General features: G+C 56.6%; 24 protein-coding genes. 8 read left to right on the forward strand and 16 right to left on the reverse strand.

What is annotated here, in order from left to right; all coding sequences use genetic code 11:
* Positions 1-117: 117 nt before the first annotated feature.
* Positions 118-1,116: an MBL fold metallo-hydrolase gene (locus ACQY4Z_RS22600; RefSeq protein WP_428525047.1), complete on the forward strand. Its 999-nt coding sequence runs from the start codon at positions 118-120 to the stop codon at positions 1,114-1,116.
* 238 nt (positions 1,117-1,354) lie between these two features.
* Here ACQY4Z_RS22600 and ACQY4Z_RS22605 read toward each other — a convergent pair whose 3' ends face one another.
* The 8 genes from ACQY4Z_RS22605 to ACQY4Z_RS22640 form a co-directional block, all read right to left on the reverse strand.
* A complete protein-coding gene (locus ACQY4Z_RS22605; RefSeq protein WP_428525049.1) occupies positions 1,355-2,632 on the reverse strand; it encodes a molybdopterin molybdotransferase MoeA in 1,278 nt (425 codons plus the stop codon).
* On the reverse strand, positions 2,629-3,150 hold the full coding sequence (gene mobB, locus ACQY4Z_RS22610; RefSeq protein ID WP_428525051.1) for a molybdopterin-guanine dinucleotide biosynthesis protein B: 522 nt from the start codon (positions 3,148-3,150) through the stop codon (positions 2,629-2,631). Before mobB ends, ACQY4Z_RS22605 begins: the two co-directional genes overlap by 4 nt.
* A complete protein-coding gene (mobA, locus tag ACQY4Z_RS22615) occupies positions 3,147-3,800 on the reverse strand; it encodes a molybdenum cofactor guanylyltransferase MobA (RefSeq protein ID WP_428525053.1) in 654 nt (217 codons plus the stop codon). The genes mobB and mobA overlap by 4 nt, the downstream gene beginning before the upstream one ends.
* Positions 3,797-4,675: a formate dehydrogenase accessory sulfurtransferase FdhD gene (gene fdhD / locus ACQY4Z_RS22620; RefSeq protein WP_209175077.1), complete on the reverse strand. Its 879-nt coding sequence runs from the start codon at positions 4,673-4,675 to the stop codon at positions 3,797-3,799. The genes mobA and fdhD overlap by 4 nt, the downstream gene beginning before the upstream one ends.
* A gap of 66 nt (positions 4,676-4,741) precedes the next feature.
* Positions 4,742-5,911 (reverse strand): benzoate/H(+) symporter BenE family transporter, encoded by a 1,170-nt coding sequence (locus ACQY4Z_RS22625; RefSeq protein ID WP_428525055.1) that lies wholly within the window; start codon positions 5,909-5,911, stop codon positions 4,742-4,744.
* Between the two features lie 106 nt (positions 5,912-6,017).
* On the reverse strand, positions 6,018-6,476 hold the full coding sequence (locus tag ACQY4Z_RS22630; RefSeq protein WP_133947703.1) for a BLUF domain-containing protein: 459 nt from the start codon (positions 6,474-6,476) through the stop codon (positions 6,018-6,020).
* A 208-nt stretch (positions 6,477-6,684) separates the two neighbouring features.
* Positions 6,685-7,275: a GNAT family N-acetyltransferase gene (locus ACQY4Z_RS22635; RefSeq protein WP_428525057.1), complete on the reverse strand. Its 591-nt coding sequence runs from the start codon at positions 7,273-7,275 to the stop codon at positions 6,685-6,687.
* Positions 7,276-7,313: 38 nt separating this feature from the next.
* The gene (locus tag ACQY4Z_RS22640; protein ID WP_428525059.1) at positions 7,314-7,994 is read right to left on the reverse strand and encodes an SDR family oxidoreductase; all 681 of its coding nucleotides are present in this window, start codon (positions 7,992-7,994) and stop codon (positions 7,314-7,316) included.
* 264 nt (positions 7,995-8,258) lie between these two features.
* Between ACQY4Z_RS22640 and ACQY4Z_RS22645 the strand changes: the two genes are divergently transcribed.
* The 3 genes from ACQY4Z_RS22645 to ACQY4Z_RS22655 all read left to right on the forward strand — a co-directional run bounded on the left by ACQY4Z_RS22645 (position 8,259) and on the right by ACQY4Z_RS22655 (position 11,703).
* The gene (locus ACQY4Z_RS22645; RefSeq protein WP_428525061.1) at positions 8,259-9,407 is read left to right on the forward strand and encodes an Mrp/NBP35 family ATP-binding protein; all 1,149 of its coding nucleotides are present in this window, start codon (positions 8,259-8,261) and stop codon (positions 9,405-9,407) included.
* 71 nt (positions 9,408-9,478) lie between these two features.
* Positions 9,479-10,357, forward strand: coding sequence for a DMT family transporter (locus ACQY4Z_RS22650; RefSeq protein WP_428525063.1), 879 nt, complete (start codon positions 9,479-9,481; stop codon positions 10,355-10,357).
* Between the two features lie 101 nt (positions 10,358-10,458).
* Positions 10,459-11,703 carry a multidrug effflux MFS transporter gene (locus ACQY4Z_RS22655; RefSeq protein WP_428525065.1) on the forward strand — a complete coding sequence of 415 codons (1,245 nt, stop codon included), beginning with the start codon at positions 10,459-10,461 and terminating at the stop codon, positions 11,701-11,703.
* Between the two features lie 104 nt (positions 11,704-11,807).
* On the opposite strand, the gene moaA is transcribed toward ACQY4Z_RS22655, so the two are convergent.
* The 3 genes from moaA to ACQY4Z_RS22670 form a co-directional block, all read right to left on the reverse strand.
* Entirely contained in the window at positions 11,808-12,797 is a 990-nt protein-coding gene (gene moaA / locus ACQY4Z_RS22660; RefSeq protein ID WP_428529647.1) for a GTP 3',8-cyclase MoaA, read from the reverse strand.
* Positions 12,798-13,043: 246 nt separating this feature from the next.
* Positions 13,044-13,496, reverse strand: coding sequence for a MarR family winged helix-turn-helix transcriptional regulator (locus ACQY4Z_RS22665; protein WP_428525067.1), 453 nt, complete (start codon positions 13,494-13,496; stop codon positions 13,044-13,046).
* Positions 13,489-14,595, reverse strand: coding sequence for an Acg family FMN-binding oxidoreductase (locus tag ACQY4Z_RS22670; protein ID WP_428525069.1), 1,107 nt, complete (start codon positions 14,593-14,595; stop codon positions 13,489-13,491). Before ACQY4Z_RS22670 ends, ACQY4Z_RS22665 begins: the two co-directional genes overlap by 8 nt.
* A 167-nt stretch (positions 14,596-14,762) precedes the next feature.
* Here ACQY4Z_RS22670 and ACQY4Z_RS22675 point away from each other — a divergent pair, with 167 nt between their 5' ends.
* From ACQY4Z_RS22675 to ACQY4Z_RS22685, 3 genes are all read left to right on the forward strand, one after another.
* Positions 14,763-16,199, forward strand: a complete 1,437-nt coding sequence (locus tag ACQY4Z_RS22675) for a cryptochrome/photolyase family protein (protein ID WP_428525071.1) — start codon at positions 14,763-14,765, stop codon at positions 16,197-16,199.
* 61 nt (positions 16,200-16,260) lie between these two features.
* Positions 16,261-16,623, forward strand: coding sequence for a gamma-butyrobetaine hydroxylase-like domain-containing protein (locus tag ACQY4Z_RS22680; RefSeq protein ID WP_055671644.1), 363 nt, complete (start codon positions 16,261-16,263; stop codon positions 16,621-16,623).
* A 197-nt stretch (positions 16,624-16,820) separates the two neighbouring features.
* Positions 16,821-17,537, forward strand: coding sequence for a DNA helicase (locus ACQY4Z_RS22685; RefSeq protein WP_428525073.1), 717 nt, complete (start codon positions 16,821-16,823; stop codon positions 17,535-17,537).
* Between the two features lie 56 nt (positions 17,538-17,593).
* Here ACQY4Z_RS22685 and ACQY4Z_RS22690 read toward each other — a convergent pair whose 3' ends face one another.
* Positions 17,594-18,553 (reverse strand): alpha/beta fold hydrolase, encoded by a 960-nt coding sequence (locus ACQY4Z_RS22690; RefSeq protein WP_428525075.1) that lies wholly within the window; start codon positions 18,551-18,553, stop codon positions 17,594-17,596.
* A 49-nt stretch (positions 18,554-18,602) separates the two neighbouring features.
* A complete protein-coding gene (locus ACQY4Z_RS22695) occupies positions 18,603-19,232 on the reverse strand; it encodes a pyridoxamine 5'-phosphate oxidase family protein (protein WP_428525077.1) in 630 nt (209 codons plus the stop codon).
* A 236-nt stretch (positions 19,233-19,468) separates the two neighbouring features.
* Here ACQY4Z_RS22695 and ACQY4Z_RS22700 point away from each other — a divergent pair, with 236 nt between their 5' ends.
* Positions 19,469-20,035: a TetR/AcrR family transcriptional regulator gene (locus ACQY4Z_RS22700; RefSeq protein ID WP_428525079.1), complete on the forward strand. Its 567-nt coding sequence runs from the start codon at positions 19,469-19,471 to the stop codon at positions 20,033-20,035.
* Positions 20,036-20,084: 49 nt separating this feature from the next.
* Here ACQY4Z_RS22700 and ACQY4Z_RS22705 read toward each other — a convergent pair whose 3' ends face one another.
* The 3 genes from ACQY4Z_RS22705 to ACQY4Z_RS22715 form a co-directional block, all read right to left on the reverse strand.
* A complete protein-coding gene (locus tag ACQY4Z_RS22705) occupies positions 20,085-20,678 on the reverse strand; it encodes a L,D-transpeptidase (protein WP_133947053.1) in 594 nt (197 codons plus the stop codon).
* 301 nt (positions 20,679-20,979) lie between these two features.
* Positions 20,980-21,822, reverse strand: coding sequence for an urea carboxylase-associated family protein (locus tag ACQY4Z_RS22710; RefSeq protein ID WP_428525081.1), 843 nt, complete (start codon positions 21,820-21,822; stop codon positions 20,980-20,982).
* Between the two features lie 401 nt (positions 21,823-22,223).
* Entirely contained in the window at positions 22,224-23,312 is a 1,089-nt protein-coding gene (locus tag ACQY4Z_RS22715) for a DUF389 domain-containing protein (protein ID WP_428525083.1), read from the reverse strand.
* Positions 23,313-23,329: the final 17 nt, after the last annotated feature.

Genomic DNA, 23,329 nt, shown 5'->3' on the forward strand with positions numbered 1-23,329 from the left:
AGATGAGCTTCTGGTTCTTATAAATAATCTCCGGCTTTAAAATCCAGAGGAATAAATCAATTAAAGAGCACGGCCTCTTTCGGGGGCGGATTGGCAGAACGGCATTGGAGAACAGGTATGACCGTTGAAACAATTTCCATGAACCGGCGCGGCTTTTTGGGCGGCGCCATGACCGGCGGTGCTGCACTTGGCGCGGCAAGTGCTTTGAGCCTCGTCCCGGTATCAGCACATGCGGCAGCGCCTTTGGCTGGGTTACCAATGGCGGGTGCTTTGCGGCGCAAAGTCGGTGACTTCGAAGTGACAGCGCTCCTCGACGGTTACCTGCAACTGGGTCCAGAACTCTTCGTTGGCTACGAAGAAGAAACTGCGGCGAAACTTCGTGAGGCGGCCTTTATTGAAAGTCAGGCCCTCACAGGACCGGTGAACGCCTATCTCGTCAACACCGGCGACAAATTGGTGCTGATCGATGCGGGCACATCCGACACATTTGGGCCGACTCTTGGGCATCTTGGTAAGGCCTTGTCCGCAGCTGGTGTCACGCCGGAACAGATCGATGCGGTTCTGATCACCCACATGCACCCGGACCACCTTTTCGGCGTGTTGACGCCGGCGGGCGAGAAGGCGTTCCCGAATGCTGAATTGCTGCTGCCTGAGCTAGATAACACCTTCTGGTACGATGATGCGGCGATGAACGCAGCACCTGAACAGTTCAAACCGTTCTTCCTTGGGGCTCGCGCAAGCGCAGATGCCTACAAGTCCACCCAGACACTGTTCAATCCGGGAAAGGAACTCTTTCCGGGTATCACTGCGAAGGCCTTGCCGGGTCACACGCCCGGACATGTCGGTTTTGTCATCGAAAGCAATGGCGAACAGCTGATCATTGCGGCGGACATCATTCACGCAACAACGTATCAATTCGAGAACCCGGAATGGGCGATTGCCTTTGATATTGATCCAGCGCAGGCAATTGAGACCCGGAAGAAGTTCTTCGATGAAATTTCGGCCGACAGGGTGATGTTTGCCGGAATGCACATCCCGTTCCCGGGATTTGGCTATCTCGCCAAACAGGGCGATGGCTACCGCTTCGTTGCAGCGGACTGGCCTTATACGTTCTAACGAAACCAACGTACTTGAAAAAAGCAGTCCCGGCCTTGAGCCGGGACCATCGATTCACAGATCCCGGCTCGAAGTCGGGAACGCACTGTGGTGAAACGGTCGCGCCCATTTGTTTGATTGTATTTCATTTTGAATGCGCACAAATCAGCTAACGGAGTGCGATATCATCCGATGAGGTGATTGGTCTTGAAATTCGTAAAATCCGCTGGTCAGAAAAGAAGTTTCTGGATTAGTCGGATTACACAACGCCCATACCGGAGAACGGAAGGAAGGTGACGAGCTCTCCGCGTTTCACAGACGTTGCGTCTTCCGGGATCTCGATCAGCCCGTCCGCTTCGCGCAGCCCCGTGATGAGGCCAGAGCCGTCACGGTCGAATTTGCGGGCGATCGTCTTGCCGTTTTCGTCGATCTCGAGGATGCCTCTGTAGAACTCCCGGCGATCCGGTTTCTTCTTTGGAACCTCGAAGTCCGCCGGCGCTTGGAACCGTTGTGGTTCCACAAAACCGCCGCCACCCAAAACACTGATGACCGGGCGGCCATAGAGCAGAAAACAGACCATCGCCGCGACCGGGTTTCCGGGTAGTCCAAGAAACACGCAATTTCCGATCTGACCGAACATCATTGGCCGGCCAGGCTTGATGGCGAGTTGCCACATGTGCCGCTGGCCAAGCTTTTCCAGCGCTGTCTGCATGTGATCTTCTTCGCCGCGGCTTGCCCCGCCGGTCGTCAGGATGATGTCAAAGGCCTTAGACGCTTCAGCCAGAGTGTTTTCGACAAGACCCGCATCGTCCTTCAAGATCCCCAGATCTTCGATCTCAACCGGCAATCCTGCGGCGAGGCTTTTCAGCAAGTAGTGATTGGAATCGTAGACGTCCCCGACGGTGATCAGATCGCCGGGCCGGCGTAATTCATCGCCGGTTGAAACGAGCGCAACCTTGAGTTTCCGATAGACCGTGATGTCGGGAAGACCGGTCGATGCAATCGCTGCGAGGTCCTGGGGTTTAAGCCGATGCCCGGAGGTCAATATCTTCGTGCCTTCGGTAACATCTTCCCCGGCCTTCCGGCAGTTGGCACCTTTCTTCAGGCCTTGGGGCACGATGACGAAATCTTCGCCGTCCTGGCTGTGGGGCTCGCAGTCCTCCTGCATGGCTACCGTGTCAGCGCCCGGCGGCATGACGGCACCGGTGAAGATCCGGGCAGCGCCCCAGGGCGCAAGCATTTCGTTGCTGGCATGACCGGCGGCAACGCGTTGGCGCAACCGGAAAAAACCCCCGGCTTCATCATGGTCCGCAAAGCGGAATGCATACCCGTCGACAGCAGAATTGTCTGCGAGCGGAATGTTGCGCGGCGCAGTGATGTCTTCTGCCAGGATCCGACCGAGCGCATCGCCCAGGGGAACGGTCTCCAACGCAGCCACAGGCGCAAGCCGGTCTTTTAGAATTGCCAAGGCCTCGGCGTGTTTCAGTCGATCCTTGTCGTGCAGAAAGCAGTCGTTCAAGAGAGGCTTGGCCGTCATGACTGGACACTCTGAAGGCTGAGGTGGTTGGTTATGAAGTCAGCAAGACCGGAGATGTCGTCGAGATCATAAACAGGCAGCGTTTCGTCAGGAATTGCATGATCAGCGGCAACAGCCAAAATGTGCGGGTCTTCCGGCGACAAAGGGCCTTTGCTGGCCGATTCGATGCGCCGTGCTTCAATCTTCGGATGGTTTTCCCGTTTGTACCCTTCGATCAGGATCAAGTCGCAGGGCGCCAATCGCGGAAGGATTGCTGAAAGCGGTGGCTCTTCTTCCTCGCGCAGCTCGTGCATCAGGGCCCAACGGCGGCCGGACACAAGAGCGACTTCAATGGCACCAGCCTCCCGGTGCCGGTAACTGTCGGCGCCTGGCCGATCGATATCGAAGTTGTGGTGTGCGTGTTTGACTGTAGACACCTTAAGACCACGGGAGGTGAACTCCGCCACCAGACGGGTCACCAGTTGCGTCTTGCCGGAGTTCTTCCAGCCAGTAATTCCGAAGACAGGCGTTGATATCATGAGGACAAAAGGCTCGCCGCGTTGCGGGCCGTCTCAAGATCATCCGGCCGGTTGGCATTGAAAAACGGATCGAGGCCTGTCGCCTGATCCAACTCGAAACCGACTTCGATGCTGTCATGCCGGTCGACAAAGGCCAGTACCTTGCCGCTTTGTCCCGTCGACAGCCAGTCGTGCAGATCGTTATAGAGCGCGACCGGCCAAAGACCAAAGACCGGGTGGAGTTTGTCAGAAGAACTGGCGAGTGCGATCACCGGTTTGTCGCCAGGAGCCGCTTCCAGGAACCGATCAACAAGGTTGGATGGATAGAACGGTGTATCACCGGCGACTGACACGACATGACTGACGTAAGGCAGATTGCGCCGTGCATGATCAAGTCCTGCGAGAACACCGGCAAGTGGGCCTGCAAAACCGCCAATCGGGTCAGGCTCAACCGGAAGCCGGAATTGGGCAAACCGCTCCGGATCGCCATTTGCATTCAGAACAATCTGCGAGACCTGCGGGTCAAGCCGGTCCAGAATGATCTCCAGCATCGATTTCCCGTTGAGATCAATCAGCGTCTTGTCGCCGCCACCCATCCGGCGCGATTGCCCGCCAGCCAGCACACAGCCGAGGACACAGTCTTTGGAGATCCGAGCATTTGCCGGGGTCATTCCGCTTTTTCACTCCCTTTCCGGCCGGAACCACGGGGTTCGTCGTCCGCAAGCGCGGGATCCATATCAAAGTCAATTCGTTCAGAGCCGGACAGCACGACGAATCTCTTGCCGCGCGCCCGGCCAATCAAGGTCAAACCGGCTTGCTGGGCAAGCTCTACGCCCCAAGCGGTAAAGCCGGACCGCGAAACGAGAATCGGGATGCCCATCATCACGGTCTTGATCACCATTTCGGATGTCAGACGTCCGGTTGTGTAGAAGATCTTGTCGTCTGCTGGGATCTTGTTCAGCTCCATCCAGCCGGCGATCTTGTCGACGGCGTTGTGGCGGCCGACATCCTCCATGTAGACCAGCGGCTGGTCATGACGGCACAATACGCAGCCATGGATCGCGCCAGCTTCCAGATAAAGCGACGGTGTTGTGTTGATCGCCTTGGTAAGCGCATAGAGCCAGGATGTTTTCAGCCGGGCGTCCTTTGGAAGGTCGATGGTTTCAAAGCCCTCCATGACATCACCGAAAACGGTGCCTTGTGCACAGCCGGAGGTCCGGACCTTCTTCTTCATCTTGTCTTCGAAGTTGGTCTCGCGTTCTGTGCGAACGATAACCACTTCGAGATCATCATCGTATTCGATCCCGGTAATGACATCGTCGGGAGCCAGCATGTTCTGGTTTTTGAGATAGCCAACAGCAAGCAGATCAGGATGATCGCCAATGGTCATCATCGTGACCACTTCCTGGGAGTTCAGAAACAAAGTGAGGGGTTTTTCGGTGACCACCCTTGTGTCGACCTCGGCACCGGTATGGTCGACCCCAGTCACGGTGGTCGAAAGGGCGGGATTGAAAGGGTCGGGTTGCAGAATGTAAGGCGCCGTCACAGGCACAGAACTCCAAAGTTGTTTCGTCTGGAAGACTATGGGAGCCAAAGGGAGAAGGGCAAGCACTTAAGTGTGTTTTCGAAACCGCATAAGTGCCATGAAAGCCCCGCCTGCAAGAAGTCCCCAAAAGGCGCCGGATACCCCGAAGAAGCTGACACCGGAGGCAGTGATTGCAAAGGTGATGATCGCGCTGTCCCGCGTTTCGGCCTCTTTGGTCGCTTCACCGATTGAAAACGCAAGCGCGCCAAGCAAGGCAAGACCTGCGACGGCTTCAATCAAGATGCCAGGTGTTGCGGCCACGAAAGCCATAACCAAACCGGCGAAGAGACCGAACAGGATATAAATCACACCTGCGAACACGGCCGCCCAATAGCGGGCGGCTGGATCCTTGTGCGCATCTTCACCGGCGCACATGGCGGCCGTGATTGCGGCAAGGTTTACGCCGTGCCCGCCGAACGGGGCCGATACCAAGCTGAACACACCGGACAGTGTAAACAAAGAGCTGCTGTTCGGTTGGTAGCCAAAGGCCCTCAAGACCGCGATGCCCGGTATATTCTGAGATGCCATCGTCACGATAAAAAGCGGCAGTGCGATGCTGACCAGTGCCTCGAAAGTGAACACGGGCAAGATAACAAGCGGTTGGCTGATGAGAGGTGTTTCACCAAGAGAAAGCGACCCACCGGTCAAAAACGCAATGCCGAAGGTGACGACCATGGCAAGCGGGACGGCGTAAAGCCTGGCGAAACGGACAGCAACTGCCCACGTCAGGATCACCGCTAATGCATAGACCGGCATTTCGCCAACTGCCCGCACCGGCGCAAGACACAGCCCGAAGAGAACGCCCGCCAGCATGGCATTTGCAAGTGGACTAGGGATCGCTGCCACGGCGCGCCCAAAAGGGCGGATCAGGCCTGCGAGAATGATCAGGACTGCGCAGACAAGGAAGGCTCCAACTGCGGCCGGAAATCCGCCGTCGACTGCGCCGGCGGATGCAAGCAAGGCTGCACCGGGGGTGGACCAGGCAATGCTGACCGGGATCTTTGTCCAGAGCGATGCAACGACAGCGCAAAGGCCCATGGAGATGGACAGGGCCATCAGGCCGCTGGTTGCCTCTGCGGGCGTGGCTCCGGTGGCATTCAGCCCCTGGATGACGATGGCGAAGGAACTGGCAAAGCCGACAATTGCGGCGAGCAGTCCGGCAGAAAAGGACTGGAAGGACGGGTGTGCGGCGGACATGAAAATGTGATTCCAAGGAAAGGGAACCACACCCTAGTCCGCACGATGCGGAGATGGCCAGATCAGTTCAGCCGCAAACCGTTCTCTTTGGAGTTCGGGTCGGGGCTCAGATCATCAACATGTCGTTGGTCATCCGACCTTCGCGCAGCTCCTTGGCGAAGTGGCTGAGCGCCAGATAAGCCTCATCGCGGGTGACTTCACCTGGATGATCAAGAAGTGGGCGGAGTTCTGCATGCCGGGATGCAGCAATGCCATCCGTCAGATCGCGGAAGAACATCAGCGAGTTCGGAAACAATCGGTAATCGGCCGGCTCGTGAATGATGCCCTCAATGTCGTGGAGGCGAGGATCGTTCATGACACAGTACACAGTGTCGAGTACCGGTCCGGTGTAGCCTTCCAGAACCTGAATAATGTGTTGATCGACAAGAAGCAAAGCCCCGGTCACACCTGCACGGCGGTTGATGCGCCGAATGCGCAACAAGGTCTTGTCGATTTCATCCGGCAGGGGCAAGCGCATGTTGTCCCATTTGATCTTGCTGCGGTAGCAGGCCCGGTAGAGTTCCATTGCTCGTGTCCCATCCAATCCCCGATAAGACCAGCCTGCGCTTCAATTCCTCACATTTGCTTAAAATTTGAATCAAATTGGAAGAAGAGGACCTGTTTTCGACAGGTCCTCTCTTTGGTCTGACGATTCCGGTGCTGTTGATTCAAAAGATCAGCATCAAGAAACCTGTGCACAAATACATTGGCTGATCTTCTTGTGTGAAAGCGGCTCAGATGTCTCGCGACAGCTTGAACATTAGGCCGTTTTTAACTGCTGGCCATTCGTGTGGAAGAATCGAATAGACCGCCGTATCCCTCAATGCACCATCTGCGGATCTTTGGTGGGACCGCAACACGCCATCAAGGCGTGCGCCAAGCCGCTCGATGGCTGTCCGGCTCTGCCGATTCAAGACGTGGGTCCGGAACTCCACCGCTATACAGTCCAGCTCTTCAAAGGCGTGCGTGAGCAGCATCAGCTTGCACTCTGTGTTGAGGCCGGATCGTTGAACAGACTTGCGATACCAGGTGGAGCCGATCTCGACACGTTTGTGAACCGGGTCGATGTTCATGTATGTCGTCATGCCGACCGCCTTGCCATCCGGTGTGAGAACCGCAAAAGGCAACATCGATCCGGCGTCCTGCAATCCCAGGCGCCGCTCTATTTCTGTTCGAACGTCTTCAGGCTTCGGAATGCTCGTATACCAGGCCTTCCATAAATCCCCTTCGGCCGAAGCTTCCGAAAGATCATCGGCGTGTTCAAGGCTGAGAGGAACGAGAGAGACATGTGTACCGGTCAAGGTAAGGGGTAGGGGCCAGGACATCGAATGATCCGCTAGTTTGTTGGTGCGTTGTTCGTCTTTTAGAAGGGCCGTTCTTCGCCGCTCCATTTGAAGAACTTGCCGGTGTCCTTCAACGTCAGGCTTTCGCAAAGAGCCAGAATACCGGATGCGACATCGGCCGGGCAATTGTCGGCCTCCGGTCCGCCCATATCAGTGCGAACCCAGCCCGGATCGATCAAGGCGACCGGAATACCTTCTTCTTCGAGCTCCGTCGCCAATCCCTGCATGACCTTGTTCACGGCCGCTTTGGAAGCTCGGTAGGCAATCCGGTCAGATTTTCGATACCCCATCCAGGACATCTGGCTGGAAACCGTGACAATTGTACCGGGGTCATCTTTCAAGAGGTGCGGCAGGAATGACTGACTGACGGCAAGGGGCCCAAGCGTGTTGATTGCCAGTGTCTCGTGAAAACCGTCGTAGTCCATATCGAGTGGGCTTTGCCGGTCAGGGCCGATAATACCTGCATTGTTGATCAAGACGTCGATTGGCGCCTCGAGCGCTTCGGCAGCTGCTTCCACGGCCTTGTGATCGGTGACGTCAAACACGAGTGGCGAGACTTTGCCGTCGAAGGCTTCAGTGACTTCGCGGGCGGCCTCCGCTGACCGGACAGACCCATACACAGTCCAGCCCTTAGCAAGAGCGGCGGCGACAAGTTCGCGGCCAATTCCGCGATTGATGGCGGTAATCAGACAGGTGGTCATATGTTTTCTCGAAAGGTGGTTGTTCAGGCGACAGGGCCGAAACTATCCGGGCTGCCTGGGGAGGGGCAAGGACAACATTGTCCTCTCTCCGCAAGGGGGACAATGTTGAGCGCTCAACACACCTTGTAACGCGCAATCATCAACCCTAAGAAACAGAAGGAAATCACCTTAAGAGGTGAAAATCATAGAATAAGGTGATTTAGGGCCGATATGGCACATCAGCGGAGGAGCGCTGCGATCACCTGAGACCGACAGGACGCATAGATGAGTGAAACCATAAAAAACGCCGTGATGGACCGGCTGCGCCAAATCAAAGGGCCTGACCTGGAGGGCGACATCGTCTCGCTTGGACTGGTTTCAGACGTCTTCGTGTCCGATGGCCGTGTCGCGTTTTCCATTACCGTCCCAGCTGCGCGAGCTCAGGAACTGGAACCTTTGCGTCAGGCGGCCGAGAAAGTCGTGAAGGAAGTTGAGGGTGTTGAAAATGCCATGGTTGCCCTGACTGCGGAACGCGCGCCCGGTAGTGCCCCCGCACGTCCGCCGCAGCCAGCGCCTGCGCCGCGAGCACCAAGACCCCCGCAAGAAGAACAGGCCTCCGCCAAACCGGGTGTTCCGGGGATTAAACACATTGTTGCCGTGGCGTCCGGAAAGGGCGGTGTTGGCAAATCGACCACAACTGCGAACCTCGCGCTGGGCATGGCCGCGAATGGTTTAAAGGTCGGTGTTCTCGATGCCGACATTTATGGACCGTCCGTGCCGCGGCTTTTCAATGTTTCCGGACGTCCGGAAGCCTTGTCCGGCCGCATGCTCAAGCCGTTGGAAGGCTATGGCGTCAAGGTGATGTCCATGGGCTTCATGGTGGAAGAAGAAACCCCGATGATCTGGCGTGGTCCTATGGTGATCTCCGCGCTCACTCAGATGCTGCGCGAGGTTGCCTGGGGTGAGCTCGATGTCCTCGTGGTCGATATGCCTCCTGGAACCGGCGATGCGCAGCTCACAATGGCCCAACAAGTGCCGCTCGCAGGGGCAGTTATTGTCTCGACGCCGCAAGATCTTGCCTTGATTGATGCCCGCAAAGGGCTTGCCATGTTCAAAAAGGTCGACGTGCCGGTTCTCGGCATCGTTGAAAACATGAGCTACTTCCTCTGCCCGGATTGCGGCAGCCGCCATGACATCTTCGGCCACGGGGGCGCACGCGCCGACGCTGAGCGGCTTGGGGTGCCTTTCCTAGGAGAGGTGCCGTTGGCGATGAAGATCCGTGAGACGTCCGATGCAGGAACGCCAATCGTTGTGTCTGATCCGGAAGGCCAGTCTGCGCAAATCTACAAAGAGATCGCGGGCAAAGTGATGGCAGGCATCGAAGGCGGGACGGACGGTGCAGATCGCGCAGCACCCGCGATTGTTTTTGAATAGTCAGCGCAATAGTTTAGTTTGGATCGGGCAGGGGCGGTGTTCCTGCCCGAATTTTTTTTAAAGGCATTTTTATGGACCATCCGAGCAACAGCCGGGCGATTGCAGCGATGCTGATCGCCATGGCCGGCTTCATCTTGAACGATACGCTGGTCAAGATGGCTTCTGACGCGGTGCCGCTCGGACAGATCATTCTGGTACGTGGTTTGATCTGCATCGCCGCGCTGGGCGTTGCCGGTGCCGTGACCGGGCTGTTTCACAATGCGCGTGTTATGGCGCATCCTGCGGTTCTGGTTAGGGCACTCGCAGAGACAGCGGCCACCATCCTATACTTGACGGCGCTCTTCCAGTTGCCGATCGCCAATGCGACTGCGATTCTTCAAGTGTTGCCGCTCGTGGTAACAGCCGCAGCAGCGGTTTTCCTAAAAGACGCGGTTGGGTGGCGCCGATGGAGCGCGATCCTTGTTGGTCTGATCGGTGTGTTATTGATCATCCGGCCGGGGTTGGAGGGCTTCAATGCGTTCTCCCTTCTGGCGCTGGCAGGTGTTGGCTGCATGGCGCTGCGGGATCTTGCAACCCGTCAGTTGCCAAAGGATGTCCCGACTCTCGGTGTCGCTTTGGTTAGTTTTATTGCCGTGACGCTGCTTGGTACCGTGTTGACCGTGCAATCCGGCTGGACGGACCTGTCTTTGGTAGAATACGGCTATCTCGGCGGGGCGGCTGTTTTTGTCCTGGCTGGATACGTCTTCATTATTCTGGCGATGCGGCTTGGGGACATCGCCGTGGTTGCGCCCTTCCGGTACACCATTGTCGTCTGGGCGATTTTTCTGGGCTACATTGTGTGGGACGATGTCCCGGATGGAATCACATTGGTAGGCATTGCTATCGTCATCGCTTCCGGCACCTACAGCTTTTTCCGGGAGCGCAAAGCTGGCGCAGCGGACACAAGATGATATGCAACTATCGCGATAGTTGATGTCGTCTTCAATTAATAAGATTGATTTTTTGAGAGCGCCTTCCTAAGGTCTGCGTTCAGCGAAAAGAACACTTTGAAATGGCCTCAGATCTGACTGCGCATACAACCCGGGAACCCAAACGGATCGCGTTTGTTGTCATGCTCATGGGCATTTCGACATTGTCTCCCTTTGCGATGAACATCTATCTGCCGTCGGTCGATGGCATGATGAGTGCGTTCTCGGCCACCGCTGCTGAGATTCAGCTCACATTGGCGTTCTATTTCATCGCAATTGCTGGAGCGCAGATTTTTTTGGGGCCGATCTCCGATCAGTTCGGCAGGCGCCCTGTTGTTGTTGCCGGAATGGTGCTGTTCGTTATCGGCAGCGTATTGTGTTTGATGGCACCGACAGTTGAAGCCCTGATAGCTGCCCGGATTGTTCAAGCGATCGGCGGCGGGGCCGGTCTCGTTCTGGCCCGTGCCATCGTTCGAGACGTCTACGGACGTGATAAGGCAGCCAGCATGATCGGTTATGTCGCGATGGGCATGGCCGTCGCGCCGACCATCGGGCCCGCGATCGGCGGTTTTCTCGACGCGCATTACGGTTGGCGGGGCGGTTTTGTGTTGATGCTGGTTTTTGGGATCGGCGTGACCATTTGTGCCTGGCTGTTCCTTCCCGAGACCAATCAGCACAAGAAAGCTGTCAGTCTGAAGCAGATAGGGCAGGGCTACGCGGACTTGTTCAAGGTGAAGATGTTCTGGGTGTATTGCGGAGCATCGACCTTTATGGCCTGGCTGTACTTTGCCTATCTCGGCGGCGCCCCGTTTGTGGCGGCCGGTGTGTTCAATATGGCGCCTGCGGAAATCGGCCTTTATCTGATGGTGGTCTCAATCGGCTATATCATCGGGAACTTCATAACCGGCCGAATTGCAGCTCGTGTAGGGCTTGCCCGGATGATCGCACTTGGTGTGATCACAGGTGTCTTTGGGGTATCGCTTCTTGTCCTTGGGACGTTGACGGACAGCCTTACCGGGGCGTTGTTTTTCCTGCCGATGTTTTTCATCGGCCTGGGCAATGGGCTTGGCATTCCAAGCGCCATCTCCGGAGCTGTGAGCATCCGCCCTGATCTTGCCGGCACGGCATCCGGAATGCTCAGTTTTCTCCAGGTTGGCGCTGGTGCGCTGGTCTCAAGTGCCGTCGCCTATATGTTCTCGGCCGACATTGCCGGTGGTGGTGAGATGCCGATGATCCTGGTCATGGTTGTCGGAGGCGTTTTCGGACTGGCGTGTGTGCTCGCCGTTTTTCTTGGCGAGCGTCAAGACACACCATATGAAGACCGGTAAGCAATCACTAGGCACGTTTGCCGTTGCTGCGCGGTTAAACTGCCGCGCAATATGCTTCGTGCTGCTTCGCGTTTCTGTTTTTCCGGAACGAACGAGGCCTGAGATTAGCCGCCCGTCACGCTCATATGCCGGGACACCGCCGGCTGATTGCGCTCCCGGTCAATAACAAAGTCGTGCCCCTTTGGCTTGCGCCCAATGGCCTCGTCGATTGCGTCACTCAGCAGTTCGTTGCCTTCCGAGGCCCTGAGAGGCGCACGCAGATCCGCCATGTCATCCTGACCCAGGCACATGTAAAGCTGGCCCGTGCAGGTCACGCGGACCCGGTTGCAGCTTTCGCAGAAATTGTGGGTCATCGGCGTGATGAAGCCGAGGCGACCGCCGGTTTCCTCAACCGTGACATAGCGCGCCGGACCACCGGTTTTATAAGGGATGTCCGTCAGGGTGAAGCGTTCGGAAAGGCGTTGGCGCACGGTGGAGAGCGGTAGATACTGATCGGTGCGATCTTCGTTGATCTCGCCGAGCGGCATGGTCTCGATCATTGTGAGATCGTACCCATGCTCATGGCACCAGGTCATCATGCTCTCAATTTCATGCTCATTCACTTGTTTGAGCGCGACCATATTGATCTTGATGGCAAGCCCGGCTTCCTTGGCAACGCGAATGCCGTCCATGACTTTGGCAAGGTCGCCCCAGCGGGTGACTGCCTTGAATTTTTGCGGATCGAGCGTGTCGATGGAAACATTGATCCGGCGGACACCGCAATCATAAAGCTCGTGGGCAAAGCGGGCCAGCTGGGATCCGTTGGTGGTGAGCGTCAGCTCCTCCAGAGCGCCGCTGTCCAGATGCCGCCCGAGGCTGCGGATCAGGCTCATGATATTTTTGCGCACCAGCGGTTCACCGCCCGTCAGGCGCAGCTTGCGGACACCTTTTTCGATGAAAGCTGTGCACAAGCGGTCCAGCTCTTCAAGGCTGAGGACTTCGCGCTTCGGCAGGAACGTCATGTCCTCTGCCATGCAGTACACGCAGCGGAAATCACAGCGGTCTGTTACGGAGACCCGCAGATAGGAAACGGCGCGGCCAAAGGGATCGATCATCGGTTTGGGCCTTGCGGATGTCTCTGGTGCCGCCGGTTTCGAAACCACGATATTGCCGTCTGTCACGTTCCGCTCTCCCTCAGAATTGTCTTTGACGGCGGGTCTTCGCCCGCTCCTGCATCATATGGAACAAACCGGCATGTTTTCAAATAAAACCGGAGCCAAATGGTACAGTTCCGAATTATGGGTAAACTGGTTAGTGTAGTTCTGTCAATCGCGAGCAAACTTTATGCGCAGCCTTGCCCCTTAATTCTCGTCTCGATAAGCGTCCATGAAACTGCGGATTTCCGCCAGAAGCGGCAGAATTTCAGCGATTTTTTCTTCCGGTATCGCCGATTTTATTGCCGACATGTCCGGGTCGATCGAGCGGATGGCCGTCTCTCGGAATTGTCGCCCGGCTTCGGTGAGCCAGACTGTTTTGCTGCGGCCGTCTTTTGGGTTGGGGCGCATGTCAACCAAGCCATGATCCAGCAAGCCGCTTAGCGTGTGGGTCATCGTCGTCTTGGGGACCTGAAAAGCTTTGGCAAGGGCAAGCGGGGTTTGACCGTCCTTGACCCGTATCAGGTGATTGATCACGCTGAAGTGGGGCAGGGTCAGGCCCTTCGGCAGCCGGGCTTCCATCGTAGCCCGGCTCAATTGGGCGATAATGCCGATTTCATTGAAAAAACTGAACAGCGTATGCCGGGACGCGTTATCCATTCATCATCCGTGTTTCGAGGGGCCAGCGCGGCGTGCGGGCGGTTTGCGGCCCGAATCCCAATCGTCCAAGCATCTGAACAGTTTCTCCGGGTTTGGCAAGCAGGCGGTGCGCTTCAGCATGATGCGGGGTCATTTCATCAAACTCCTGCAGCGCCTGGCTCACCGGGTGAAGCGCCAATCCGAGACGTGTCGTGTCCAGGTTGAGCCTCAGCCAGCGGCGGCCAGCCTCTATCTGATCCTGCCGCGTGTTTGCCGGCGTTGTCAGGCTGATATAGGCGGGCGTTGCATGGAGCATTGCCTGGTACATTTTCACGCCCTCCTGAAATCCTGTGGACGCCGGATCCAGCTGACTGTCCTTGGTCAGAAGACCTGCCACCATGAGGCTTTCCAGGAACGGACCGCCGAGATCAATACCGTCCGGATTTGCATTGATTTCTGCTTTGCCGAAGCGCATCAAATCGACGCTTTCCTTCAAGGTCCGGTGGGTGTTCATTTCCGTTAGCCAGGCCTGCCATGTCAGGTCCTTGATGCATTTAACATCCGCCGGATTGGTCCAGACCGAGCCATAGGTCTGGAGTTGCGCCGCCATGGCATCTGGAACCGGCGTGTTCTGAAAGGGCTCCTTGCAAGACCGGCGGTCCATGATATGCGCACCCAATGGATCTGCGTCCGCCCCGTCGATCAACACAACGTCCGCGATTGGACCATCAGTTCCCTCTGGAAAGAGCGAAATCTCAGTCGAAAAGCCTTTGAGGCTAGCGGCAATGGCCATTTGCTCCAGGAAGCAACCGAGACCAATGAAGATCTGCCGGTGATAAGGGTCAGTGTGAGGGAGATCCCGCGCCGGATCTCTGTGCAGCCGGAATGTGTCCTTGTCAGTCAACTCGATCAGCCAGGGCTGCCGGTTATGCGGGTTTGGAGCAAGCAAGGCGTAAGACAGCGCAAACAGCCGCGGATCTTCGTATCCGCCCGCGCTGCTCCACGGTTTGAGCGCCTTTTCTGGAGTCCGGGTTGCGAGAAATGTGCCGGCCGATGCGGTGGCGGCAACTATCAGACCACCTCCAAGGAGGGCGAGCGTTTTGCGGCGGGAAACTGACATGGAAGGCTCCTGTATGATGCGATATCGTACTATATAATACGAAATCGAACTAAATCAAGATGTGATGCCAGCCGTTCGGTTTTTGGGAGCATGTGCCTTTAAAGTCAGAGAAAAATTGATCTGAAGAAGGACGGCCGCGTAGGAAAGAGACACACTTAAGAGGCGTTATGACTACAATCGTTTGGTTCCGGCAAGACTTGCGTGTTTCGGACAATCCGGCCCTTCATGAAGCAACTCGGCGCGGCCCGGTGTTGCCGGTCTATATTCTTGAAACACCGGATCAATCTGGCGATGGCCATCCCTTGGGCGGCGCCAGCCGGTGGTGGCTGCATCATAGCTTGGCGGCGCTGAAGGAAGACCTCCCGGGTCTTGTCTTTCTGCGCGGCAGCGCGCGGCATCTGATCCCGGAACTCGTTCAGGAGACCGGCGCAGATGCTGTCTACTGGAACCGCTGTTATGAGCCGCATGCCATCGAACGCGACAGTGCGCTGAAAGGGGCCCTGAAAACGGACCTGATCGATGCCAAGAGTTTTAAGGCCTCCCTGCTGTTTGAGCCCTGGGATGTCGAAACTAAGACCGGTGGCCCCTACAAAGTCTACTCGCCGTTCTGGAAGGCGGCTCAACAAATAAGCGTGCCGGATCCCTTGCCGGCCCCAGAGGAGATTGACTTCGCCGCCTACGACGAAGGCGATAGCTTGTCCGATCTGAAGTTGCTGCCGACCAAGCCGAACTGGGCCGAAGGCTGGGAAGACATCTGGCAGCCTGGGGAAGCCGGCGCCAAAGACCGTCTGATCGAATTTCTGGATCACGGATTGTCCGGCTATGGCGACAAGCGCAACCGGCCGGACTTGCCCAACGTCTCACGTTTGTCGCCGCACCTTCATTTTGGCGATATCTCGCCGAGGCAGGTGTGGTCGGCAACCCAGCATGCAACCGCACGCAAATCCAGCCTTTCCAGCGACGGACACAAGTTCCTATCGGAAATTGCCTGGCGCGAGTTTTCCTATCATCTCCTCTATCATTTCCCGCAATTGCCGGAGAAAAACTGGCGGCCTGCCTTCGACGCATACCCTTGGCGGGAGAGTGCGGAGGATCTCACAAAATGGCAAAAGGGATTGACTGGGTATCCGATGGTCGATGCCGGGATGCGCGAACTCTGGCACACGGGCTATATGCACAATCGGGTCCGTATGCTGGCTGGCAGTTTCCTGGTCAAGCATCTCCGTCTCCACTGGAAGCATGGAGAGACCTGGTTCCGCGACACGCTGGTCGATGCTGATCTTGCCAACAACTCTGCAAGCTGGCAGTGGGTGGCCGGGTCTGGGGCGGATGCGGCACCATATTTCCGGATCTTCAATCCGATTTCGCAGGGACCGAAATTCGATCCGGACGGCAAATACGTGCGCCGCTGGGTGCCGGAATTGGCCAAGCTGCCGACAAAACACCTATTTTCACCCTTCGAGGCCCCGGCCAGTGTCCTGCGGGAAGCAGGCGTCCAGCTTGGCGAGACCTACCCGTATCCGATCGTGGATCACGGAAAGGCCCGCCAGGCTGCGCTCGACGGTTATGAGGATGTGAAATCAGCGGGACAAGATGCAGCTTGACCCGTTGTTTTTGCCCGGTATCGTCGCGCCACCAAATTCAGCCTAACCGGACACATACAAAATGACCGACTCTTCCGCACCCTGGCCAACCGAACTCAGGGTTTCCAAGGATCGCAAAACGTTGACTGTTGCTTTTAACGACGGGGAGCAACACGAGTTGAGCGCGGAATATCTGCGGGTGTGTTCACCGTCGGCGGAGGTAAAGGGTCACGCTCCCTCGCAAAAGAAAACCGTCCCGGGCAAGAAAAACGTCGGGATCATGAAGATTGATCCGGTGGGCAACTATGCCGTCCGCATTCATTTCGACGACCTGCACAATTCCGGAATTTTCAGCTGGACCTATCTCCTGGAACTGGCAACGGATCGGTCAAAGCACTGGGGCGGGTATTTGCAGGAACTCGGTGAGAAGGGCCTCAGCCGGTAATCCGTGCACGTTGCTGCAAACTGTTGTTCGGTGACATGCAAAGGGGGAATCGGGTATGAAGTTCTTAAGGCGAGGCTCGCGCCGTCCCCCTCCAATGGAGCAGCAGTAAACCTGCAGAGCCGTACCCTTTTCTGATCGACTGAACATGCGCTGCATGAGGAGGGATTGCATTTGGCATGGCTTCAGGAGGTCATGACATGAATACCTTATCGACTCCGATTTTCCGTTTGAAAAAGCGTGCGCATCAGCTGGTGCGAGACGAGGGGATTCCTCTTCACAGGGCACTGGACCGGGTCGCTCAACTCGAAGGATTTCGGAGCTGGAGCCTTCTTGCGAGCAGATACAAAACTGATCCGCTGCATATCCAAGTGCTCAATCAAATGCGCCCCGGGCATACATTGCTCGTCGGGGGCAGACCGCGACAAGGTAAAACCAAACTCGGTTTGGAGCTTGTGGCCAGAGCGGCAGTTGCAGGTGGACCGGTCGCCGTATTTTCTCTGGACTACACCGAGGAACAGATCCGGGCTGAGTTTGCGCGCACATGGGAGAGTGGCAATCAGTCGCCACGGTCTCCCATCATTGATGTATCTGACCAGATTTGTGCCGATCATATTGTCGCCCGCCTGCAGAAAGCGCCGGGCTGCTCAATTGTCCTCATTGATTACCTTCAACTCCTGGACCAAAGCCGGGCAACACCGTCATTGGACGAGCAGTTGCATGTCCTAACGCAGTTCGCAAAAAGCAGCGGCTGCAAGATGGTTTTCTTGGCGCAGATTGGTCGTGGCTTTGAAAATTCCAGCAAAACGTTGCCCGATTTTGAAGATGTTCGCCAGCCAAACCCCTGTGATCTCTCCAGGTTCGACTTAGGGTGTTTCTTGCATGATGGTGAAGTGCAGATCGTACCTGCCCCGTAGCAGTTCGAACAAAGGCCAAAGGGCAGCGCGGTTTTCACCGCGCCACCGCTGTTTGGTTACGGGGTGACTTCGCGCTCCAGAAAATCCCGAATTTCTTCGGCTATGAACGCGCCGTCTTCTTCAAGAGCAAAGTGCCCGGTATCGAGAAGATGGAACTCGACGTTGGTCAGGTCCTGCCGATAGGGGTGAGCGCCTTCCGCCGGGAAGATCTGATCATTCTTGCCCCAGACCACGAGGGCAGGCGGCTGATGCTCGCGGAACAAAGCCTGCCATTCCGGATAGAGCGTCAGGTTGGTCCGGTAATCATAGAACAGCTCCAGTTGAACCTCGGCATTTCCGGGACGATCCAAAAGGTATTGAACGTGCCAGTAATTGTCCGGGCTGATGGCATCCGGGTTACGGGTTCCGTGGGTGAATTGCCATTTGGTGCCTTCGATCCCGAGGAACGCGCGCAGAGGCGCTGCATTTTCCTCTGACGGATCTGTCCAATAGGCCCGAATTGGATCCCAGAACTCCGGCAGTCCCTCTTCATAGGCGTTGCCGTTTTGGATGATAAAACCCGTGACCTTTTCCGGCGCATCGGCGAACAGGCGGTACCCAACCGGCGCGCCATAGTCCATCAGGTAGAGTGCATAATTCTCAATGTTCTTGCGCTCCAAAAGTTCTTCGATCGTACCGGCCAGGTTGTCGAACGTGTAATCATAGGTCTCGGCGGACGGCATGTCGGATGCGCCGAATCCCTGAAAGTCAGGTGCGATCACGTGATAGTCCGCGGCAAGGTCCGGAATCAGGTTGCGGAACATGTGCGACGAGGTCGGAAAGCCGTGCAGCAGCAGCACAGTCGGATTGGCCGGGTCTCCGGCTTCCCGATAAGCAATCCGCAACCCGTCAATCGTTTCGTATCCAAACTTGGTCCCAAACGTGGAGGCGCGCTCTGAGGCGTTGGATGACGCTATTGGTGTGATCAAGGCCGCTGCCAACAAGGCAGCCGAAAGGGTTCTGGTAATCAGCGACATGGGAAGTCTCCTATTGTAGTGGGTCGCCGGAAACTGCCGGCGTCAGGCTTTAGGGTGTGGGTTTCAGGAAGTCTTTGAGTTCCGCGTTTTCCGCTTCGAGCTCTGAAATGCGGTTTTTAAGAGCCAGAATGTCCGGGGCGAGTTCTTCCAGCGTGTAGCGCTTTGGAATGTGCTGCGGACAGTTCCAGTCGAGGGCTTCGATCGTCAGGACGACGGCGCGTTCTGGCAGACCGCGATATCCATCTTCGCGCAAGGTCGCGATAAGGTTCGGATCGTCCTTGGCATCAATCTGCCGGGCCCGCGCCCAGACTTTCAGACGGCGACGGTTTGGGTAATCCATCAGGATCAGGGATACACGGTCATTTTCTTTGAGGTTTCCGGAGCTGATGTACTGCCGGTTGCCGCGAAAGTCCGCATAGGCCAGCGTCTTTTCATCCAGAACCTTCAAGAACCCGCGGGGGCCGCCGCGAAACTGAACGTAGGGCCAGCCGGTCTCGGAAACGGTTGCCTGATAGAAGCCATCGCGTTCGGAGATGAAGGCAGCTTCTGCTGGGCCCAGCCGATCGCCGTTGTCTGCCTCCGGAAGATCGAGCGGGGCGTAAGCCTCCCGGGAACCTTCTTCCGTTTGCCGCGCCCGAACAGCCGGGGTGAAGGCAATGGTTGATAATGCGCGTGCCATGACGGGTCTCCAATCTGATGATGTACCGATCTGTCCACTTTGATGGTTTTTATATGTACAGATCTGTTCATTTAATCAAGGGGAGTCAGACATATTTTTTGAGCTCGCGCGCTTTGAAATTCATCTAAACTCAAATAAATATCTGTAATAAATGAATAATACTGGATTTCAAAAATTTAGTTTGAATGGAAAGTCAATCTTAATATATATACAGATCAGTACACATAGGAGTGAGCATGCGCCCGAGTAAACGCGATGAACTGGTCCATAAAGCCCAAGAGATTTTCGATCGGGATGGATTTCAGGCGACCGGTATGGATGCGCTTGTGGCTGAGACCGGTATCAGCAAGACCACAATGTTCAAGCACTTCCGCAACAAGGATGAACTGATCCTGGCGACCTTGCGGCTGCGGGATGAGACGTTCCGCAACTGGATGCACCGGAAACTTGACCGGTTCTCAGGAGCGCCAGATCAGCAACTCTTGGCGGTTTTCGATCTGTTGCAGGAATGGTTCGACCAGCCGGATTTTCATGGCTGCCTGTTCATCAAGGCAGCCTCGGAGTTCTCTGACGGTGAAGCGGCGATCCCGGCGCAGGCCCGCGAACACAAACGGCTCCTGCTGAACGACTTGATTGGCCTGGCCAAGGCTGCCAGTGCAGATCTGCCGGATCAATTGGGGCGCCAGTTGATGCTTTTGATCGAGGGCGCAATCGTTGCAGCGCGCATGGGGTACTCCCAAACACCGGCCCGCGACGCACACGCGGCCGCGTCGGTGCTGATTGGACAAGCTATTGGCAAATAAAAAAGGCCGGGATGCCCCGGCCTTTCCTTGATGACATGCGGCTGACAGATCAGCGCTTCACGACGATTTTCGCGCCGACATCTACGCTCTTGTAAAGATGGATGACGTCTTCATTTGCCATCCGGATGCAGCCGGAAGAGACCGCTGAGCCGATCGTCCACGGTTCCGTGGTGCCGTGAATGCGGTACAAGGTGTTGCCGATGTAAAGCGCGCGTGCGCCCATCGGGTTGTTCGGGCCGCCTTTCATGTGCGCCGGAAGGATCCGGCCCTTGGCACGCTCGCGCGCCCGCATTTGCGCCGGAGGTGTCCAGCTCGGCCACTCAGCCTTGCGGGTTACGCGGTGTGTCCCGGCCCACTGGAAGCCTTCCTTGCCGACACCCACGCCGTATTTCATGGCGCGGCCATTGTCCAGGATGTGGTAAAGGCGGCGCTCGGACGTGTCGATGACAATCGTGCCCGGGCTGTAAGGACCGTCATAACGCACGCGCTTGCGCTTGATCGGGGACGGCCCGCCTGGATGATATTTCATGGTGAGCCAGCGTTTGCTCACCGGATCGAAGTACGTTCCTTGCGCACTGGCCGGGGTTTCGAACATGATCGCGCTGATCGCGACTGCCAAAACCAAATAAAAAAGTTTTCTCATAACATTTCCCCGTAAGTACCCAGCCTCCTGACGGAGAGGCGAATCCATGTCTTCAAGATAAAAAGACGTCCTTGCCGTACCGTTAACACTATTGGCGTAATCGAGGCGCGTCTTCCATCTCACGTATCTGTGATCGACCTATATCAGCCGATATTTGTGCCTCATCAGCAACAATTCATGCACGTCAGTACAGTCAAAACCGACGGCACACGCACAAGTTAGTCTTTGCAGTCACTCTTTTTGGTGATCCGGAACACACTTTGCCGCCGCTTGTCTAAAATTTCCAATCAATTCCCATGCGTCAGAGCCCGTGGCTGCGATCATACGGATTGATATCTGGCGATTGCCATTCATCCAGACGGCCATCCTGCGGCTTGAAGACTTCCATGAGCATTGGATGGCAGGGCGCGGTGTCGCTGGAATGTTCAGATCCGCAGTCGCCGCCTGGACACGCGCTCATGACGGCGAGCAATCCGATTTCGGCAAAAAGTTCCAGATAATCGCCCGGCCGCACTGGGCTGGCTTTCATGAAGTACTGACCAGTGTCCCGTGTGAAACCGGTGCACATGAAGACATTCAGGACATCATGCACATGTTGTTCCGCGTCTTGCAGGCTCATGCCTCTGGTCTGAGCGAGCGCGCGGGTCAAATTGGAATGGCAGCAATGGTGATAATCAGGACCGCCAAGCGCACGGCCGGTATACGGGTCGCAGCGGGTGCCGATAACATCGTGCACCGAGCCGCCGAATTCATCGATGCCATACCAGTCGAGGGTATCGGTGGTGACCGTTGCCAGCGGGCGCAGGGTCGGGAAGTTCGACCAGAGACGATCGCCGGTGGTCACATGCGTGCCATGGAGAGCCCGGGTCTTGCCGGAATAAAACCGTTCGGTGAGATCGGCGCTGTTGAAAAGATTGAGGTCACCTACCTGTGGGCCTTCAATCGAGGTGATCTTCAAGAAACATCCGGCCGGGACTTCAATGCTCGCCGCTTCCCGTGGCGGCACCGTCACCTCACCAATCTTTTCAGCCCCTTCGCGCGCCTTTGCATAGAGCGGCAGGTCAGGGGCAGGCAGAGTATCGTTCGGATAACAAATCACCGGGCGGATCGCGCGGCGGTCTGCAGCATCAACGGGTTGGGTCATCGGTGCGTCCAGCAAGGTTTGGCAATGGACGAGTTGTGGCTGGGGCCGGTCCGCGATGCAAGACCGGTTATCTGAGAAAATGACCTGTCTCCTGTCAAAACTGTAATGGTCCGGAAGGTCCATTTCCGCTCATGTGTGATGCCGATCACGCCACTGGCACAGACCGACGGTTATCCTTTGGACAGGTGAACGGCAAATCCATGGGAGGACATTATGGCACAGTACGGCGGAAGAAGAACATCTCACATTCGTCAGATGTGCGTGGCCTTGAAACCGTTAAAACGGACGGACCCCGAAACTCCAGGTGAGGCGTTGAAATCCGACACTGATGATCAGGATTGATGGTTTTGCTGTGCCGGTCGGGTTAGTCGGGTCATGCGTGTGGTTATGGCGCGGAAACATCAACTCCCGCGGCCGAGTGCGCGTAGGCGTATGACATCTATGGCGCCGATGTCGACCTCTATAAGAACGTCTTCGCCAATGTCCTTTGCCAGCTGGGCACTGAAACGTTCCAAATACTCTTGTGCTTGCGCCAGTTTTTGGCGGTCGGCTAGAAGGTCGACCCGGATGAACAAATGGTCGTTGCGATAGCCCACATTGACCGTTTGGATCCGCACCTCAGTGCCTTTGGAACCAAAGGTGGGTTCCCGTTCCAGATTTTTGTTCACCAACCGCAAGAGACGGTTTTTGACATAGATTTCGTGCAAGGCCGTGTTGAGCGGAGGCACAAGGAAATAGCCGCCAAGCGACGCAACGATCAGTAAGGCGAGACCCTTCTTCCACTGGCCATAGTTCTGGAAAAGAAACACCAGCGCGGCGACGATAATGATGCCAGCAAGGTTCGTTAAGAACAGCAGAGCCCCTCCGGCTGCGACATCGATGCCCGCATCCTGCAAACCGAACTCGTCGAGACGCAGACCGATCTCAGAGCTTGCCTTGCTGCCCAAGGCCAGGCCAATTCCGGCAACAGCAAGGGGAGGGACAAGGGCAACCGCGATCGCGACCCCGGCAATGGAATCGGCGATGCTGGGCCGGGTTTGCGCATAGGCGCCAGCGCAGCCTGCAGCGAGGGCAACGGCGAGATCAATCATCGACGGGCTGGTTCTTGCCAGAATCTCCGGTCCTACGATCCGGGCGCCGATAGCCATCACCCCGAGATACCCGATCGTCACCACACACACTGTTCCTGCCAGAACGGTGACAGCCGAGCGTCTGATCAGCGCCCAGTCGTAGGTCGCTATGCCAAATGCGAGGCTCAGAATGGGCGCCATCAGGGGCGCAATGATCATTGCTCCAATCACTGTTGCGGTGCTGTTTGCAACCAGACCCAAAGTTGCCAGGACGGCGCTTAAGGAGAGCATCAGATAGAAAGGGAAAGTGGCGACGGAGAACCGCTCCATGCGGGCCGCGAGCTCTTTTCCGTCCGTTTTTTCAGATGGCTCCGCATCTGGGCGGGGGCGGAACCACAATGCGTAAATCGGTCGTCGCACGGCGCACCTCATCAATC

The sequence above is a fragment of the Roseibium sp. genome (genome assembly GCF_965276855.1).
Lineage (GTDB): Bacteria > Pseudomonadota > Alphaproteobacteria > Rhizobiales > Stappiaceae > Roseibium.